The 18256-nt window shown below is 62.8% G+C and carries 15 protein-coding genes and 1 pseudogene; 5 read left to right on the top strand and 11 right to left on the bottom strand.

Annotated elements, in window-relative coordinates; translation table 11 throughout:
- The 9 genes and pseudogenes from sigJ to EP165_RS04565 form a co-directional block, all read right to left on the bottom strand.
- The gene (gene sigJ / locus EP165_RS04605) at positions 1-897 is read right to left on the bottom strand and encodes an RNA polymerase sigma factor SigJ (RefSeq protein WP_127520351.1); all 897 of its coding nucleotides are present in this window, start codon (positions 895-897) and stop codon (positions 1-3) included.
- On the bottom strand, positions 890-1444 hold the full coding sequence (locus tag EP165_RS04600; protein WP_127520350.1) for a hypothetical protein: 555 nt from the start codon (positions 1442-1444) through the stop codon (positions 890-892). The genes sigJ and EP165_RS04600 overlap by 8 nt, the downstream gene beginning before the upstream one ends.
- Positions 1441-1809 (bottom strand): hypothetical protein, encoded by a 369-nt coding sequence (locus EP165_RS04595; RefSeq protein ID WP_127520349.1) that lies wholly within the window; start codon positions 1807-1809, stop codon positions 1441-1443. Before EP165_RS04595 ends, EP165_RS04600 begins: the two co-directional genes overlap by 4 nt.
- Positions 1810-1986: 177 nt before the next feature.
- The gene (locus EP165_RS04590) at positions 1987-2325 is read right to left on the bottom strand and encodes a hypothetical protein (RefSeq protein ID WP_127520348.1); all 339 of its coding nucleotides are present in this window, start codon (positions 2323-2325) and stop codon (positions 1987-1989) included.
- Positions 2326-2418: 93 nt separating this feature from the next.
- On the bottom strand, positions 2419-3618 hold the full coding sequence (locus EP165_RS04585) for an MFS transporter (RefSeq protein ID WP_245440015.1): 1200 nt from the start codon (positions 3616-3618) through the stop codon (positions 2419-2421).
- 106 nt (positions 3619-3724) lie between these two features.
- A complete protein-coding gene (locus tag EP165_RS04580; protein WP_206075862.1) occupies positions 3725-4861 on the bottom strand; it encodes a DUF1513 domain-containing protein in 1137 nt (378 codons plus the stop codon).
- A gap of 3 nt (positions 4862-4864) precedes the next feature.
- Positions 4865-5974 carry an imelysin family protein gene (locus EP165_RS04575; protein ID WP_127520346.1) on the bottom strand — a complete coding sequence of 370 codons (1110 nt, stop codon included), beginning with the start codon at positions 5972-5974 and terminating at the stop codon, positions 4865-4867.
- Positions 5974-7475, bottom strand: a pseudogene (locus EP165_RS04570) (di-heme oxidoreductase family protein). Before EP165_RS04570 ends, EP165_RS04575 begins: the two are co-directional and overlap by 1 nt.
- Positions 7476-7523: 48 nt before the next feature.
- A complete protein-coding gene (locus EP165_RS04565) occupies positions 7524-8786 on the bottom strand; it encodes an imelysin family protein (RefSeq protein ID WP_127520345.1) in 1263 nt (420 codons plus the stop codon).
- A 284-nt stretch (positions 8787-9070) separates the two neighbouring features.
- Here EP165_RS04565 and EP165_RS04560 point away from each other — a divergent pair, with 284 nt between their 5' ends.
- The 3 genes from EP165_RS04560 (at position 9071) to lepA (ending at position 12577) form a co-directional block, all read left to right on the top strand.
- Complete coding sequence (locus EP165_RS04560) at positions 9071-10012, top strand: carotenoid biosynthesis protein (protein ID WP_164742954.1); 942 nt, start codon at positions 9071-9073, stop codon at positions 10010-10012.
- On the top strand, positions 10009-10644 hold the full coding sequence (locus EP165_RS04555; RefSeq protein WP_127520343.1) for an SRPBCC family protein: 636 nt from the start codon (positions 10009-10011) through the stop codon (positions 10642-10644). Before EP165_RS04560 ends, EP165_RS04555 begins: the two co-directional genes overlap by 4 nt.
- A gap of 127 nt (positions 10645-10771) precedes the next feature.
- Positions 10772-12577 (top strand): translation elongation factor 4, encoded by a 1806-nt coding sequence (gene lepA, locus EP165_RS04550; RefSeq protein ID WP_127520342.1) that lies wholly within the window; start codon positions 10772-10774, stop codon positions 12575-12577.
- A gap of 21 nt (positions 12578-12598) precedes the next feature.
- Here lepA and EP165_RS04545 read toward each other — a convergent pair whose 3' ends face one another.
- Together EP165_RS04545 and EP165_RS04540 are read right to left on the bottom strand one after the other, a co-directional pair.
- Positions 12599-13492: a hypothetical protein gene (locus tag EP165_RS04545; RefSeq protein ID WP_164742953.1), complete on the bottom strand. Its 894-nt coding sequence runs from the start codon at positions 13490-13492 to the stop codon at positions 12599-12601.
- Between the two features lies 1 nt (position 13493).
- Complete coding sequence (locus EP165_RS04540) at positions 13494-14522, bottom strand: hypothetical protein (protein WP_127520340.1); 1029 nt, start codon at positions 14520-14522, stop codon at positions 13494-13496.
- 986 nt (positions 14523-15508) lie between these two features.
- On the opposite strand from EP165_RS04540, the gene EP165_RS04535 reads away from it, so the two are divergent.
- Positions 15509-16120, top strand: coding sequence for a hypothetical protein (locus EP165_RS04535; protein WP_127520339.1), 612 nt, complete (start codon positions 15509-15511; stop codon positions 16118-16120).
- A gap of 82 nt (positions 16121-16202) precedes the next feature.
- Positions 16203-18248 (top strand): hydantoinase/oxoprolinase family protein, encoded by a 2046-nt coding sequence (locus EP165_RS04530; protein WP_127520338.1) that lies wholly within the window; start codon positions 16203-16205, stop codon positions 18246-18248.
- Positions 18249-18256 lie beyond the last annotated feature (8 nt).

Here is an 18256-nt window from a genome sequence, read left to right as displayed (position 1 = left end):
TCATTCGGCGGCGCGCGGCGGCGCAAAACCGGACAGCTTGTCGGGATTGCGCACCACATAGATCGCAGCGATCGTTCCGTTCTCGTCGACCGTAAAGCTCATCGTCTGGTCGAGCTTGCCGTCGATCGCAACCAGCAGCCCGGGGGCGCCGTTGATCGTTACCAGCCGCAGTCCCAGTTCGGCGTTGCCGACGAATTTTCGCGCCAGGCCGTAAAGCAGGCGGGCAACGTTCTCCGCCCCGGCAACGACATTGAGTGCCGATGCGACCTTTCCGCCGCCATCCGAAACGAACTCGACATCCTCGGTAAGCATCGCTTTCAGCGGTTCGATGTCGCCGCTTTGCAAGGTCTGCGAAAAGCTGGCCATGAAGCGGTTGAGGTCGGCTTCGTTCGGGCTGAACCGGGGCTTCGAACGCGACAGCGCGTTGCGGGCCCGCACCGCCATCTGCCGGCATGCGGCCGAACTGCGCTGCAGCGTTTCCGCAATCTCCTCGAAAGTCAGATCGAAGAGATCGTGCAGAAAAAGCACCGCCCGCTCTTCCGGTGTGAGCTGTTCCAGCGCCCGCATAACGCCGTAGGAAATGTCGAGGGCCGCGTCGTTCGTGTCGCCCGGATCCGTAGTTCCGGCGATAGGTTCGGGCAGCCACGGCCCGACATAGGTCTCGCGCCGCGCCCGCGCCGATTTCAGCCGGTCGAGGCAGAGATTGGTGACGATGCGCGAGAGATAGCGCGCCGGGTCGCTTACTCCCGATGCCTCGGCATAACGCAGCCACGCATCCTGCACGGCGTCTTCCGCCTCGCTTGCGGAGCCGAGGTAACGGTAGGCGAGGCGGATCAGCCGGCTGCGCTGCGCCAGATACGCATCGAGCTTCGCTGCCTCGCCCTGAGTCTCACCCATTCATCAGCTCCGCTGGTACGTGCCGGGTTTCCGCTTCCAGCGCGGCTATCACCGGTTCGCACACATTGCCGTATCCGAGACCGCGTTTGAAGAGCGGATAAACGAGACCCGAAACGGTTGCGGCTGAAAGACCGGCTATGCCGCTGCGGCCCCAGCGGCGTTCGCATTCGGCTATGATCTCGGTCAGCTCGGGGCCGTTGTCGATAACCGCCTGCGCGTAGCGGGCGGCCAGCGCCATGTCTTCGGGCACGTTTTTCTGGCCGGTGAGCATTGCCGCAAGGTCGGCGCGGGCGAGCCCGGCTTCCACGGCCATTGCGATCGCAAGCCGCAGACAGGAGCCGCAATCGGCCCATCTGGCTGCCGTCACCTTGGCCGCGAAATAGGGCGCAGCCCCAATGCCGAACCGGTGTGAGGTAAACGGCGCCATCATGCCGAGCTTCATGGCGCCGCCGGCATCGAGATCGGCCACTTCCTTCATATAGCCTGTATCGTAGTCATACTGCCTGCCGAACTTGTCGAACTGGCTTTTCAGAAAGCCGCGCATCATCGTGCCGCCCTCCACCGGAATGCCGCGACGGGCAGGAACGCAGGCACCACGATCAGGGCGATGTCGCGAAGCGCAACCGCCGGCGTGGTGCCATGCGCGACCATCTCCACGAGATGGAGCAGGGCATGGCCGCCGAGAAACACCAGTGCCGGCCACAGCACCGTGGTGCTGCGCGTCAGCGCGGCGATAACAAGCGCGGCGGCCGAGGCGAGAAACGCCAGCCCGATATCGCGGACAAAATGAGTGTTGATGGGCCCGGTATGGTCTGCGCCGGGCGCGATGCCATACCAGAATTCGGGTGCCGCCAGCATCACGGCGCCGTTCACGCCCTGATAGATGGCAACGGTGATCAGAAGAAGTCGCATGGGTTGATACCTCCTGCGACTTTGACGAGACAGCACCGGCTTGTGTGACAGCCGCCGGCGAAAAATTGGCTAATGCAGCAGGCCGGCCTCGCGCACGGCAGTCTGGAAACTACGGCTCACCGGCAGTTCGGTGCCATCGGCGAGCCTCAGAAAGAGCTTGCCGCCGCGCCGTACGCCCTAGCGCGGAGAAATATACGGCCCCATGGTGATCAGCGCGATGGCCGCTATCGCCACCACGATGCCGGTGCCCTGCACCAGATTGACGCGTTCGCCGAACCAGGCGAAAGCCACCAGGTTGACCGCCGCCAGCTGGATGACACCGGAAAGGCTGAGCGCCACGCCCATGCCGAACTCGCGGATCAGCCGCAGCATGATCAGATTGCCGAGCGTGTAGAGGCCGAGCACCAGCACAAGCCGCCAGCCGCTGGGCGAAATCGTCCAGTTCTTGGCGGCGGCGGCCGCCAGCATGAAAACAAATGTCGATACGCCGAGTTGGGCGAGGCCGGCTGGTGACATGCGTACGATCCCGGGAGGATTGCCGCCGGTCGCGCCGGACGTGATCTCCGATCGCTCTTTGCGCCCGGCGGAGCCTGCCGTCAAGCGCCTTGTTTACTGCCGCATCGCGGCGTGGCTGGGCAGGAAAATCGCCGCCAGGCCGAGCACCGGCAGAAACGAGCACATCGCGAACACGAACCGGATGCTGGTATAGTCGGCGATGATGCCGAGCAATGCCGCGCCCAGGCCACCAAGGCCGAAGGCGAAGCCGAAAAACAGCCCCGCTATCAGGCCGACCCGGCCAGGCACCAGCTCCTGTGCAAAGACGATGATGGCCGAAAAGGCCGACGACAGGACGATGCCGATAATCACCGTCAGCACAGCTGTCGCGACAATGCCGACATGCGGCAGCGCAAGGGTGAAAGGCAGCGCGCCCAGGATCGAGAACCAGATCACGCTGCGCGCCCCGACCTTGTCGCTGACCAGTCCGCCGAGGACCAGCCCGACCGCCGAAGCGACGAGGAACAGAAACAGAAGCATCTGCGATGTCTGAACCGAGACGCCGAACTTCTCGATCGCAAAAAACGTGTAGTAGCTGGTCAGGCTGGCCATGTAGACGAATTTGGAGAAGGTCAGCACGATCAGCGCCGCAAGGGCGGTGAACACGATGCGCCGCGGCAGCGCGTAGATCGGTCCCGGCGCGCCCGGTTTTCCCGCCTGCTTGCGTTCGCGGCTGTACCAGCCGCCGACGCGCCACAGCACGGCCATGCCGATAAGTGCGATTACCGAGAACCATGCGACGCTGGCCTGCCCGTAGGGCACCACGATGAACGCCGCCAGCAGCGGTCCGATTGCCGTGCCCAGATTGCCGCCGATCTGAAACACCGACTGTGCCATCCCGAAGCGGCCGCCCGAAGCAAGCCGCGCAATGCGCGAAGCCTCGGGATGAAAGATCGCCGAGCCGAAACCGATAAGCGCCGCGCCGGCGATCAGCACGGCATATTGGCCCGCATAGGCGAGCAGGATCAGGCCGACAAAGGTCGAGCCCATGCCGAAAGCAAGCGAATAGGGCAGCGGCTTGCGGTCGGTGTAGAGCCCGATCGCCGGCTGCAGCAGCGAGGCAGTTACCTGAAACGCCATGGTCAGCAGCCCGATCTGCCAGAAATCGAGCCGGAAATCGGCTTTCAGCATCGGGTAGATCGCTGCCAGCAGCGACTGCATGATGTCGTTGAGCATGTGGCTGAACGAAAGCGCCAGGATCACCAGAAATCCTGCCGCCTGCGTCGATTTGTGAGCCACTGCGGTATCGGTCAAAGCTGCGCTTTCTGCCGCCTGCACGAAAACTGTCCGCAGCCGGTATCGCGGATCACGGCCGGGGTCCATGAGGTTCCGTTGGTCCAGCCTGCCCGCCGTGCCGCCATCAGCCCATGCGCCGCAGGTGATTGTCCCATGCCGGTCTGCCGGGTGCCGGGGGCAGCAAAAGCCCGGTTGCGCCCGGCGACAGGTCGGTCACCGCGCCGCGCCCGCTGGTGGCCAGCACATGATGCCTTTCGAGCGGGGCGACCCCGCAACCGTCGGCGAGTTCGCGGTTGCCGAGATGCCGCCCCGTCGCGGCGTCCCAGAAGGCGACCAGCCCGCCCCGCGGCGACGAGGTGGCGACAATTTCGCCAGACGCATCCACCGCGACCGAGCCGACATAATTGTTCATCGCCTTCAGCGTTTCGTCCGGCCCGGCAAAAAGCTCCGGTTCTCTGCCGCGCCGATGACGCCCGACCAGCGGAGGCCGCTGTGCCGGCTCGCCCTGATACTGACAGCCGAACCAGATGGTCCCCAGTGCATCGATCGCAAGATGGCGAATGGAAAGCCGGCTGAGTTCGGGCGCCAGAAACACCTGATCGGTCAGGTCGCCGGTCTCAACGTCGATATAGGCCAGGCCCGGCTGCATCGTGTCGAGATTGAGTTTCTGTCCGCCATAGTCGGGATGGGTGAGTATCCCGCCATTGGCGACGCAAAGCGTCTTGCCGTCGCCGAGCAGAACCGCTTCGTGCGGCCCTATCCCGCCGCTGGCAATTTCGCCGATGCGCGCGAACCCCTTGCCTGCATCATAGATACCGACGACACCCTGGCCGGCCCCGAAATCGTTCTCCGTGGCAAGCAGCAGCCGTCCGCCAGGCGTGAACGCACCATGGCCGAAGAAGTGCCGGTCGGCCGGCGGCGCGATGGCGTGCGGCGCCGACCCGCCATCGATATCGAACGCCACGGCGAAGCGGCCGGGCGCGCGCCCGAAGGCGACCGCCCTGCGCCGCGCTGAATCGATCGCGAATGAGTGACCGCGCGCCGGCACCGGCAGCACCAGCAGGTCGCGGCCATGTTCGTCGATCACCGCAACTTCGTGACTGCCGCTGTTCAAGCGCGCGCCGAGGAAGAGCGGTCCGTCATCCTCTGTTGAGGGCAAGGAATTGCCGGACGACATGGACGGGCCCGCCGGCGCGACACAGGCCGATGCCAAAAGTGCGAGAAACGTTCGCCGCCCGATCGGCGTTAGGTGTGCGGCCATGGCTCAGTCACCGTCGAGAGCGTTGAAGCCGACGATCAGTCCCAGCGCTGCGGCGAGCTTTTCGGTGATGTTGGCGGCGGCGCTTTCGATGGTGAAGCCGGCAAACGCGATTTTGTCGCGAGCGGTTTCGTCCGCAAATGCGTCGGAGGGAACGGTTTCGATGCCGTCCAACGCAACTCTGGCCGTTCCGATTTCGAACAGGATCGCGCCGGGCACCCAGCTTGTCTCTTCGGCCACGGCCGATTCATAACCGGCTGCATTCAAGAGGTCGCGCACGCCATCGAGCTGCGCCGTAGCCAGCACGAAGGTAAGTTCCGAGCGCCACAGCGGCGCGCGTTTGCCGCGCGCCTTGCCAATGTCCGCGCCGAGCGCCGGAAGCAGCTGCGCCTCGTGCACAAAACGCAGCTGTGTGGAAAGTGCGCGGACGATTTCGGCATCGACTTCCCCGGCGCTACGGTATGGTTCCGTATCTGCGGCCGGCGCGGTGAATGCGTCGGTGAAGTCCGTGCCATCCGCCCAACCGGCAAGCAGTTCGTTCGCAATCGATGCGATGTTGCCAGCGATCGCCTCTGCGAAGCGGCAGCGATAGGCAGCTGCTCCGCCTGCCAGATCATCGGCCCCGCTGCCGTAAAGCGCGAACTCCAGCGCCGGCAGGCCCTGAAGCGCCGCACTCTTTTGCGCCAGATTTTCGGATGACGTGGCGCTTTCGTCCTCACCCGCGATCGTTGCCTGCACCTGCCTCAAAGCAATGCCGCGCGGGTCGGGCCAGAAATAGATCCGCTCCATTCGGTGTTCGTCCGCAAGTGGCCCGAACCGCAACACGCTCGCCTTGCCCCATGCGGAGACCAGTTCGGCAAACGCGCCCTGCGCTTTCGCCAGCGCTTCGGCCGAAGGCGCGGTGCACAGCGCGCCGATCTCTTGTTCGGTTGCCGCTGCCGCCCTTTGGAGCTCGGCGAAAGCCGGTTGCGCAAACTTGTCGGTTATCCGCGCGCCGGATCCATCGCCTGCGGCCTGAGCGGTCGAGGCGAAAACAAGGATCGAAATCGCCGCCGCCATGCCTTTCGGTGCTTGGCGAACCGGTGCGCTGTGCAGGGCGGGGTGTGATCCGGGCATTACAGCGACTCCAGAAAAGCGATCAGCGCATCGCGCTCGGCCTTGTCCGAAGCGGCATAGGCGTCGCGCGCAGCCTGTGCCTCGCCGCCATGCCACAGGATCGCTTCTTCCAGCGTGCGCGCACGCCCGTCATGCAGGAAGCCAGCTTCAGCGCTGACGGTTCGGGCGGTGCCGATGCCCCAGAGCGGCGGCGTGCGCCACTCGCGCCCGTTCGCCTGGCCTTCCGGCCGGCCGTCCGCGAGGCCATCGCCCATGTCATGCAGCAACAGGTCGGTGTATGGCCAGATCAGCTGAAACCGGTGAGCCTCGTGGCGGGCCTCGCGGCTGGTCACGAATTTGGGCGTGTGGCAGGAGGCGCAGCCGGCTTCGTAAAACAGCTGCTTGCCGCGCAGGACCTGCGGGTCCTCGCTTTGCGTTCGGGCCGGCAGCGCGAGGTTCTCGGAATAGAACACCACAAGGTCGAGCAGTGCGCGGGGCACCTCCTCATTGCCCAGCCGGGGCTGCGCGCCATGCGGCAGCGTGCGGCACGGCGGTTCGGCGTCCGTGCAGTCGCCCCAATGGTCGGGCAGCACGGGGGTGGAAAGCCCCATATCTCCGGCAAACGCGTGGGCGGTCTGTATCTCCACCGTCGGCTGGATCGCCTTCCAGCCGAAGCGGCCTATCGTCAGTCCGCCCGCGCCGTCGCCGATCATGTTCGGCCGGCCCGAAATGCCGTCGCCATCGGCATCGCTGGGTCGGCAAGAGCCAGAATGTCGGCCGGGTGGATGGCTTCCAGCAACCCCATTCCGCTCATGGCTGGCGCGATCCGCGCCGACAGCATTGCGCCGTCGGCAAGCGCGCCGAAACCCGGATTGCCAATCGAAAGCGCTGGCTTGCGTAGTTCCACCACCTCGCCGCCGGCAAGTTCCACCTGCACGGCTTCATAGGCGATCTCGATCTTGCCTTCGGCCGGCAGTCCGGCCACCGCGAAATCCTGAATCTGGAGTCCGTAGACGGGCTCTGGAACCGCCACCCTCAGCCCGGCCTCGATTGCTTTCTGCTCGGCTTCGTCCGGCGGCAGCGACACGCGCACCAGCAGCGAGATCGCGTCGTCCTCGGCGCTTGCCGGCGCGTGTCCGCGTCCGTCCTTGATGTGGCAGGACTGGCAGGCACGCGCGTTGAACAGCGGCCCGAGCCCGTCGGAGGCCTGCGTGGACGAGGGTGACGACACCCACTCCTTTCGAAACAGCCCGTTGCCTACGAGGAAGAGCTGCTGGTCCTCGAAGCTCAGATTGGCCGAGGGGTGTGACAGCGCGTTGGCGTCGCGGGTCTTGCGTGTCGTCGCTTTGCCGCCCGGCATCGCCTCGAAGGGTTCGCCTATCGAGAAATCGGTGGTCGGTTTCGTGACGGCCTCGACCCGTACGCGATCCGCATCGCTGAGGTCGTCGCGTGTCAGCGCCGCTGCCGCCGCGGTCACGGCGGCGGCAAGCGCAAAGGCGGTTAGAAGCGGTTTGGCTGTCATGAGAAATGCGGGCAGCGGCCGGGCGCTTATGCCCGGCCGCCGATGCGCCTATTCGAACACCGCACCCGGATTATCCAGGCTGTCGGAGCCTTCGATGGTCACGCCGCCGAGATCGAGCGCCGCAATCACACGTTCCAGCGAGCGCGTCTGATCGACCAGCCCGTCGATCACCGCCTGCACGGCTTCATTGCCGGCCTCGTTGCCTTCGCCGATCATCTGGTCATAGGCCTCGCCGCCTTCCGCCCGCGCCTTCATCGCCTCGGCTGCCGCAAGTGTTGCTGCCAGCTTCGTTTCGGTCTCGTCGGCGAGCGCGGCATCCGTTTCGCGCACAAGCTCCGCCAGGCTCGGTCCGTTCACGGTCGAGCCGTCGATGCGCTCATAACGGCCGTGATAGACATTGGTGATGCCTTTCACGTCGTAATAATGCGAGTTGTGCGTGTTGTCGGCGAAGCAGTCATGCTCTTCCTCCGGGTCGTGGAGCAGCAGGCCGAGTTTCATGCGCTCGCCCGCAAGTTCGCCGTAAGAGAGCGAGCCGAGCCCGGTCAGGATCGCCGTCAGCCCCTTTGCCTCGTCGCCTTCGGCGAGTGCTGCCCGCGCGCCGCCGCCGGTCTGCCAGTTCGCCACCATCTCTTCCAGGTCGGCGACGAGCAGGTCGGAAGCCGCGGTCAGATATTGAACCCGGCGGTCGCAGTTGCTGCCGGTGCAATTGGCGGTGTCGAAGTCGGTTGCCGGCCGGTTGCCCGCGCCCGCATTGGTGCCGTTGAGGTCCTGGCCCCACAAGAGAAACTCGATCGCGTGATAGCCGGTCGCGACATTGGCTTCGATGCCGCCGATTTCCTGCAGCGACTGGATCACCTCTGGCGTGATGGTCGAGGCATCGACCGTCTCGCCACCGATGCTGACTTGCGCATTGGCGATCACATTGACGGTGTAGAACGCGTTGGCGTCGCTCTCGGTGCCGTAACTGGCATCGACATAATCGATCAGCCCTTCATCCAGCGGCCATGCGTTCACCCGGCCTTCCCACTCGTCCACGATCGCATTGCCGAAGCGGAACGCTTCCGTCTGCTGATAGGGCACGCGCGCTGCGATCCATGCCGCCCGCGCAGCGTGCAGCGTCTCCTGCGAAGGCGCTGCAACAAGCGCCTCGATTGCCGCATCAAGCGACTTCGCGGTCGTCAGGCTGTCTTCATATCCGGCCAGCGCGATGTCGGAATAGGTGACGAGGATTTTGCCCGGATCCGCGGCTACTGCGCTGCCGGGCACTGCCAGCGCCATCAACAGAATTGCGGTTCCGGTTGCGGTTCTCATGATGGCCTCTCCATGTACGGCGATTGCAATAACGAAATCTCCGGCCGCAGCCGGCAGGCACCCATGTCCCTTGGGCGTGCATTATGTTGACCATAGAGGTCATCTTTATGGGAGGCAATAGTGGATTAGAATTGTCATATTATCGAAATATGACCCCAATGCCATCCTTTGGCTGCCGCATTTACCGTCAATGCTTCCGTGACGTCAGCAGGGTTGGCATCGGCGCGTTTTACGTTGCAAACTGCGCCGGCAAGGGACTTGCGCCGGCGGGCGCACGGAATGGCATGGGTAGGGCATTGGGTAAGCTTGGCGGTGTGGTGGCCTGCATGGGCCTGGGGTTGGCGGCTTGGTTTGGCAACGTGCTTTATGCGTTGGGATCGCCGGGCGGCCTGTTGAAGGAGTGGTCGCCGGCGCTCGTGGCGGGCGCGATGATCGCATTTCTGGTGGTCCATGGCCGCCGCACATATTCGGGCCGCCAGCTGCTTTCATTCGTCGTTCTGGTGTTTCTGATCGGCTGGTTCTTCGAAACCGTGTCGCTGATGACCGGCTTTCCGGTCGGCAATTATCACTACACGGAGCTCATGGCGCCGTTTCTGGGCCATGTGCCTGTCTCCGTCATGCCCGCCTATTGCGTGATGGGTTATGCCTCCTGGTCGATGGCAAGGCTCCTGCTTGCCCGCACCGAATGGTCGGCCGACAACGTTCTGCGGTTCGGCGTTCCCGTGCTGGCTGCCATGCTGATGGTCGTGTGGGATTTGTCGATGGACCCGCTGCGCGCCACGGTTGAGGGCCGCTGGGTGTGGAGCGGCGGCGGCGTGCATTTCGGCGTGCCGCTGGAAAACTACATCGGCTGGGCGTTCGTCACCTGGATCATGTTCCAGTCCTTCGCGCTCGTCGTCACCGGCCGCTATGAACCGCCGGCGCGAAGGGTGCCGCGGTCGGCGCGCCGTTATCTGTGGCTGTCCGTGCCGCTGATCTGGGCCGCTTTCGCCGGCGAATATCTGCTCAATCCTTTCGTGTCGGCGCGCCTGGATTCTGTTATGGTCGATGGCGCGCATATGCCGGTGGCGGAGATTTTCGCCAGCATTGCCTTTCTGACCGCCACCACCATGCTGCCGCTGGCGCTGGTTGGCGCGGTTGCCGCGCTGCGGCGCAGTCCGGCTTCACTGGCCCGGCGCGGCATGGCAGCCGGCCTTGCGCACGGCCGGGCGGGAGACAAACAATGACGTCAGCGACCGCAAAGACCGATTTCGACATCGTCACCCGCTGGCGCATGGAAGCGCGCGCCGAGGAGCTCAGCGAAATCATCCTCGACCCCGAGATCATCTCGCGCTGGGGCACGTCGGTTTTCATGGCCTGCGAAGTGGTTGAGCGCGGCGCGCCCGACGGGCTCGGCATGGAAGTGCGGCTGTTCACCAAGGGTTTCCTGCCGCACTCCTTCTTTTTCGTCGGCAAGGTGACCGGCGGCGAGGCGCATCGCTGGATGGATTTCGACATCAGCGGCGATTTCGTCGGCCGGGGCAGGATGCATGTCGAGCCCGACGGTCCCGATCATCTCGCCGCCACCTTCCGCTGGACCGTCGATGTCGCCCATCCCTGGGTGCGGCGTTTCGTGAAGGCGATCCACCCGGTCTTCGTCTGGAACCACACCTGGGCCGTCGGCCGGCTGTCGCGCATGATGCAGGCCGAAGTCTACCGCCGCCGCGCCCGCGACAATGCGATCCGCGAACCCGTGCCCACCTTCCCGCACAATCTTGTGCCCTTCCGCCGCTGGCAGCAGCGCCGTTTTTCGTCGCGGGGTTGGCTTGGCGGGGCCTCGTCCCGCAGGCCGAATGTGCCGGAGGCGGCCAGGCGGTGAGAGGGCAGCGCCAAACCGGCGCACGGCAATACAGAACCCGCCCGGCAGCCTGACGCGCATATGGCGGCTGCCCCGCGCGCAATTTCCCGCTTTGCGTTCTCCCCCGCCGCTGCTACATGCGCGCCCCATGACCACGCCTCTCAAAAACATCCGCAACTTCTCCATCGTTGCCCATATCGATCACGGCAAATCGACGCTCGCCGACCGGCTCATCCAGATGACCGGCTCGCTGGAGGAGCGCGAGATGAAGGAGCAGGTGCTCGACGCCATGGACATCGAGCGCGAGCGCGGCATCACCATCAAGGCCAACACCGTGCGCCTCGAATATGACGCGGCCGACGGCGAGCATTATGTGCTGAACCTCATCGACACGCCCGGCCATGTCGACTTCGCCTATGAGGTCTCGCGCTCGCTCCGCGCCTGCGAGGGCTCGCTGCTCGTCGTCGACGCTTCGCAGGGCGTCGAGGCGCAGACGCTGGCCAATGTCTATCAGGCGCTCGATGCCGACCACGAGATCGTCACGGTCCTGAACAAGGTCGACCTGCCGGCTGCCGAGCCCGAGCGCATCAGGGAGCAGATCGAGGACGTCATCGGCCTCGATGCCTCCGACGCCGTGCAGATTTCGGCCAAGACCGGCCTCGGCGTCGGCGAGGTACTGGAGGCCATCGTCAAGCGCCTGCCGCCGCCCAGCCATGGCGATGCCAACGCCCCGCTCAAGGCCATGCTGGTCGACAGCTGGTACGACAGCTATCTCGGCGTCATCGTTCTGGTGCGCATCATCGACGGCAAGCTGAAAAAGGGCCAGCAGATCCGCATGATGGGCACGGGCGCGCGTTACCCGGTCGATCGCGTCGGCGTCATCACGCCGAAGATGGTGCTCACCGGCGAGCTTGGCCCCGGCGAATTGGGCTTCATCACCGCGTCGATCAAGGAAGTGGCCGACACCCGCGTCGGCGACACTATCACCGACGACCGCCGCCCCTGCGAAACTCCGCTGCCGGGCTTCAAGCCCGCCCAGCCGGTCGTCTTCTGCGGCCTGTTCCCGGTCGATGCCGCCGATTTCGAGGATCTGCGTGCCGCCATGGGCAAGCTGCGTTTGAACGACGCCAGCTTCTCCTTCGAGATGGAAACCAGCGCCGCGCTCGGCTTCGGCTTCCGCTGCGGCTTCCTCGGCCTGCTGCATCTGGAAATCATCCAGGAGCGGCTGGAGCGCGAGTTCGACCTCGATCTCATCGCCACCGCGCCCTCGGTCGTCTACCGGCTCAACATGACGGACGGCAAGACGATCGAGCTGCACAACCCGGCCGACATGCCCGACGTGGTCAGAATAGCGGCCATCGAGGAGCCGTGGATCCGCGCCACCATCATGACGCCGGACGAATATCTCGGCGCCATCCTCAAGCTCTGCCAGGACCGCCGCGGCGTCCAGCACGACCTTTCCTATGCCGGCGCCCGCGCCATGCTCACCTACGACCTGCCGCTCAACGAGGTGGTGTTCGATTTCTACGACCGGCTGAAGTCGATCTCACGCGGCTATGCCAGCTTCGACTACCAGCTCACCGGCTATCAGCAGGGCGACCTGGTCAAGATGTCGATCCTGGTCAATGAAGAGCCGGTCGACGCGCTCTCCATGCTCGTCCACCGCACGGCTGCCGAAAAGCGCGGCCGCGCCATGTGCGAGAAGCTGAAAGACCTCATCCCCCGCCACATGTTCAAGATCCCGATCCAGGCGGCGATCGGCGGCAAGGTCATCGCCCGCGAAACCATCGCGGCGCTGCGCAAGGACGTGACGGCCAAATGTTACGGCGGCGACGTGACGCGTAAACGCAAGCTGCTGGAGAAGCAGAAAGAGGGCAAAAAGAAAATGCGCCAGTTCGGCCGCGTGGAAATCCCGCAGGCGGCGTTTATCGAAGCGTTGAAGATGGGGGATTAACCGCTATCAATATGTTAAAGTCTATATTTTAGTTGAAATAAGCTTAACCAATATTTGTGCGTAAATAATAGAAAACCAATATATCCCTTCTTTAGTTGAAATTCGCGCGACGTGCGATGCGCCTCCTATTTCAGATATATCTATATTGGACCTGCTGGCACTGTAATGAAATATTCTATTACGTAGAGAAACAATATACTTAGACATTGCCAAGAATTTTACCGTAACGGTTTCAGAAGTATCGTCTATCTCATATTGGTCATCCTTAAGCGCCGACAGAACCTTCCTAGCAATCTGGTCTTTTGTAACTTCAAGGTAGCGGGTTGGCAGATTCGACAAATCGAAGACAAAAACGACATCGTTTATCTGAGTAGATCGGGAAATATGCGAAATAAAGCGCTCAAGTACCTTTAGTTCACCTTCCTTCTCGTCTTTCATCAGGTCCATAAAAAAGCTCTTTGTATCTTGAAAATTGTCCTGACTTCGAGCGTACAACATCGGCATCAGTGTCGAAATTAGCTCGACGCACCGGTACAAATGCAGAAATGACTCCAGATGAAAACCTTCCTTTTTTGCGGCTAGACAATGAATCAACTCACCGCGAAGTTTTTCAAAATACCGGCGATTTCTCGCCCCGATCTCGCGCAATACCCTTACATAATCGTCCTCGGTTACCCCGCCCTCAAAAATCTTATTGAGAACACGATTGGGTTCTGGTTTCAGAATGCGTCCATTGCGTAGTTCGTTTTCCGTAACCTTTACGAGTCTTTCGTTATCTTTGTCGAACAGATTTACCGTTCCAACTAATAATCTCAGTATTTCATGGGGGATCAGCCCATTTTCGTACAACCCGAACGGCGCTGGAGGCGCGTAACCTCCGTGGTTCGGCTCGCGCATGGTGTACCGGCTGGCCATCTCAGTCGGTCATCGTCTCTTCGAAGAATACCTCCGTCAACGAGTCCGCATCTGTATCGATGTAATCGTCGATGTGTGCAACAAACTTCATTGCCAACTCACGCCGCAGTTTACCAACGTTCACCTTAGATACGTTTATCGACTCAAATGCTTTTTCAAACACGGCGGTAGCGCTCGCAAATTTCTCCGGATCATATTTTGTCAGGCTAGCAAGTGACTCCTTGGCACCCACCGCGAATCCAATAAGGTTGTTGCCAAGACGCAGCCAATCTCGAGCTTCCTGGTTCGCCGAAAGGTGATCTACGGCGAGCAAAACGTCGTGAAAGCTTATGTCAGATTCGGTAATTTTCGAATCCATTACCTTTCCAACCAAAATCTCGTCGAGCTTGCTCTCGATGATTTTGGTGTTTTGGTTGTGCACGCTATCCGTCAAAAATGCCGTGTAGGCTTCAGAAACATCGCCCTGACGGAATGCTCCGTGCGGCTTCGCCTTTTCAGTTTCTTTCTCAGTAATAATCTGAATATCTAATTTCTCTGTATCCAGAATTCCTTTTGTTAGCATTTCGATTTGATGACGAGCGGTCATGGGCTTTTGCCCATTATTGAGCGTAATCATTCGGTAGAGAAGAAAATCATAACGTTCAGCTACAATAATGTTTATGTATATCGGTCGGCTACTATCAAAGTCCTCGTCTTCGGACGCTTCCCTAAGTGTGTTTAGCCGCTGCATACCATCAAGAACATAACCGTCAGAAATATTCTCATTGGCAAATTTCTGCAAATCGTCTGCGTCGGTCGACGAAGACATCTTTTTGTCAACGAAGGCAAGTGTTATTGGCGGCATTATGCAGCCGGAAAGTATGTCTTTACGGAGTCTAGCATAAAATTTGCGCCCCTGAATTTTGCGCTGCTGCTCAAACCGATTCAAAAGCGGGAGTAAATTTCCAAGCGCATATTTATAATCCGCATACGCAGCAGAAAAAGAGCTTCGGATAACTTCATCTCTTGAAGAGTGAAATATTTTTATCATCTTATTTGTCACTTCCGTCGAGTTTACCGAGCGCCGTCGGATCAAGAGTGAATGTAGCGTTTGATCACGCGGAGTTTGCCTCCATCAATGGGCCATCGACAAGGCCGCTTTGACATTTTGCATAATCGGGAGGGGGAAGGACTTCTGTGTTCTCCCTCGGACAAACCGCAGGTGCATTTTGTTGCACGTGGTTTGCCGGCTGGCTCGTGCATACTGGAGTGCCAAGATCGTATTGTTCCGCTCTGGCCGAGAGCCTCACTACGGCTGTCGGGGGACAGATTCGAGTTGAAAGCCTGCATGTCAGGCGATCCGGACAAAATCTATCCCCGCCTTCTCAACCTCCCTTACCATCCCCTCGCAAATACCGCTGCGCGGGAAACGGGTGTGCACTCCGAGCATCCGGGCAGCGGTCGGTGCCGGATCGCGCGGACATCGAGAGTCCGTGTGGGCGATGAGCCCCCAGCTCCGGGCCCACGGGTAGCTGTGTCTTCGCCTCTTGATTGAGTGGCGAGCCCGGCGCTCTGAGGCGAAAGCTGCGGAGCGCCACGAGCGGACAACATCCTGATCTAAGGCGGTCAGGTGACCTCTACGGAGGTACTCGGGGCAAGAACACCGGACGGGCGGCCTTTTGGCCGCACGTAACATACAGATGAGCGACTGAATGGCCGCCCGTCTTTCCACGCCGAACCCGCATGGGTTCTGGCGACAGCGCCCAGCGCGATCGCAAAGCGATCGTCGCGAAACGGCGCAAAGCGCAATGACCAGACCGGCAGCGGGGCGTGGCGATGATGAAGCTTGCCATCCGGCCGAAGGCCGAGGCGGCGACTGCTGCCCGCCGGAAGTCCGGCGCCCCGCGGAGCCGGTGAGCGCAGCGAGCTCGGCGTGAGCGCTGTTGAAAAATGAACGCCGCATAAACCGCCCCATCAGAGAAGGTTCAGCGGCGAAGCGTCATTCCTTGTGCGTGCAAAGCCAAAAGGAGAGGAACAATGACGCATCTGATTTCGAAGCTCGTATCCGCGGCCCTGCTGGCCGCCGCCACCGCAACCGCCGCGCATGCCGGCGCCAAGATCGAGAAGATCGGCATCGCCCGCGAGGGCATAGACCTGGTGCCGGCCCGCGTGCGCGCCACCGGCGACGGCTATTCCGGTTTCGCCGGCTCCGAGCACCGTTTCACCGTACGGCTCTTCGCCAAAGGCAAGGGCAACAACAATATTCATCGTGTCGGTATCGGCAACCAAAACGGCATGGACCCGGTCGAAGTCACCGCCGGCAAATGGCACTATTTCCAGCGCACGCCGGATGACGGATGGGGCGTCTACAAGACGACGCGCACCTTCACCGCAGACATGCGCGACGTGCACTGGATCGTCACGCCCGGCAAGCTGTGCCGCGACAACATGGCGGAGCAGCTCCGCCGCGGGAAATCGAAGTCCTGGGTGCTGTCGCGCGAGTGGAACCTGTCGGGCAAGGTCGTGCTGCACTTCTACGCCGCGGCAGCCTCGCCGTCGAAAATCCGCAATGGCCGTGTGCAGGGCAATTCCGAGACCCGCGCCGCCGACCTGTTCTACCCGATGACCGTGGTCTGCGAGAAGAAATAACCGGCCACGTGCCGCTTTCACTGGCCGGGCTCGCACGCTAAAGGGCGGGGATGATGTCCCCGCCCTTCGCCCCCGCCGTATAATGACCGCCGGTTCCGGCCCGCTGATGTTGGGCATCGATACCGGCGGCACCTACACCGACGCTGTCCTCTTCCGGGAAGGCGCGGCCGGGGGTGGCGTGGTCGCCAAGGCCAAGGCGCTCACCACGCGCCACGACCTCGCCATCGGCATTGCCGGCGCGGTCGATGCGGTGCTGGAAAGCGCGGCCGCGAACCCCGCCGACATTGCGCTGGTGTCGATGTCCACCACGCTCGCCACCAACGCCATCGTGGAGGGGCAGGGCGGGCGCGCGGCCCTGGTGCTGATCGGCTTCGGCGAGAGCGACCTCGACCGCGACGGGCTGAAAGCGGCACTCGGCGCCGACCCGGTGCTTTTTCTCCCCGGCGGGCATGATGTCCATGGCAACGAAAAGCCGCTCGACCTCGCGCCGCTGACGGAGCGGCTTCCGGAACTCGCGAAGTCCGTAACCGGCTTTGCCGTCTGCGCCTATTTCGCCGTCCGCAACCCGGCGCACGAAATCGCCGCCGCCCGGCTGATACGCGAAGCGACCGGACTTGCGGTCACAATGAGCCATGAACTGTCGGCAAAGCTCGGCGGCCCGCGCCGTGCGCTCACCACGCTGCTCAATGCGCGGCTGGTCGGCTTGATCGGCCGGCTGATCGCCGCGACGGAGGGCTTTCTGGATGCGCGGGGAATACGCGCACCCCTCATGGTCGTTCGCGGCGACGGTGCGCTGGTCTCCGCCGCCTTCGCCCGCCGCCGCCCCATCGAAACGATCCTTTCGGGCCCTGCCGCGTCGATTGTCGGCGCCCGCCATCTGACCGACCTCGACGAAGCGATCGTGTCGGATATCGGCGGCACGACGACCGACGTCGCCGTGCTCGAAGCTGGCCGGCCCCGGCTCGATCCAGACGGCGCCCGTGTCGGCGGCATGCGCACCCATGTCGAGGCGGTGGCGATGCGCACCTTCGGCCTTGGCGGAGATTCGGAAGTCTCCATCGAAGATGGTGGCCTTAGCGCCCGGCTGCGGCTCGGCCCGCGCCGGCTGGTGCCGCTGTCGCTGGCCGCGCAGCAACATGGCACGGCGATTGTCGCCCAGCTTGAGCGCCAGCTCGGCGCACCGAATTCGGGCAAGCTGGACGGCCGGTTCGCCTTCCGCACCGGCATGGACGATCGTTTTGCGGTCGGCCTCTCGCCGTCGGAGCAGCGGCTTTACGATGCCATCACCGCGACGCCGCTGCCGCTCGACCGCCTGCTGGCGGCAAGCGCACATACGGCTGTGCTCAACCGGCTTGTTGCGCGCGGCCTTGTCATGATCGCCGGCTTTACACCGTCGGATGCCGCTCATGTGCTCGGTCGCCAGACAACCTGGAGCGCGGATGCCGCGAAGCTCGGTGCAGATATCTTCGCCCGCCGCCGCGATGCTTCGGGCAGCCCCATCGCCGCCGGTGGCAGGGCGCTCGCCGGTCAGGTGCTGTCGCTTCTCACGAGAAAGTCGGCGGAGGCGGTGCTGGATACGGCGCTCGCTGAAGACGGTCACGACGGCCAGGCCGCCGTATCGCATGCGCTGGTCCAGCGCGCGCTGGATGGTGCCAGCCGTTTCGCGCGGCTGACGATCGCGCTCGACCGGCCGGTGATCGGTCTCGGCGCCTCCGCACCGCTGCATTATGCCGGGCTGGACAAACTGGTCGGCTCCGAATGCGTTTTGCCGGCCAATGCCGATGTCGCCAACGCCGTCGGCGCGGTCGTCGGCCAGGTACGCATCGCGGTCGAGGCAATGGTCACGCAGCCGGCAGAAGGTCGTTTCCGCCTCACTGTCGGCGAGCACGTCGAAGACTTCGCCAACGAGGATGCTGCGCTTGATGCCGCAGCCGAGTTTGCGGCCCGGCTTGCGCTCTCCCGTGCTGCCGAAGCAGGTGCCGCCGAGTGTCATGTCGAGACCGAAACCGACATCGTGGCCGCAACGGTTGAGGATCAGCGCAAATTCGTCGAGGCGCGTATCGTCGCGCAGGCGCAGGGCCGGCCGCGCGTTGCATCTGAAGGTGTTTCGCGACCATCGGAGAATTGACCCCGCCC

The sequence above is a fragment of the Mesorhizobium sp. Z1-4 genome (genome assembly GCF_004000235.1).
Lineage (GTDB): Bacteria > Pseudomonadota > Alphaproteobacteria > Rhizobiales > Rhizobiaceae > RCIO01.
Note: the sequence above shows the minus strand (reverse complement) of the source record. Positions and strands in the feature narration are given on the sequence as shown.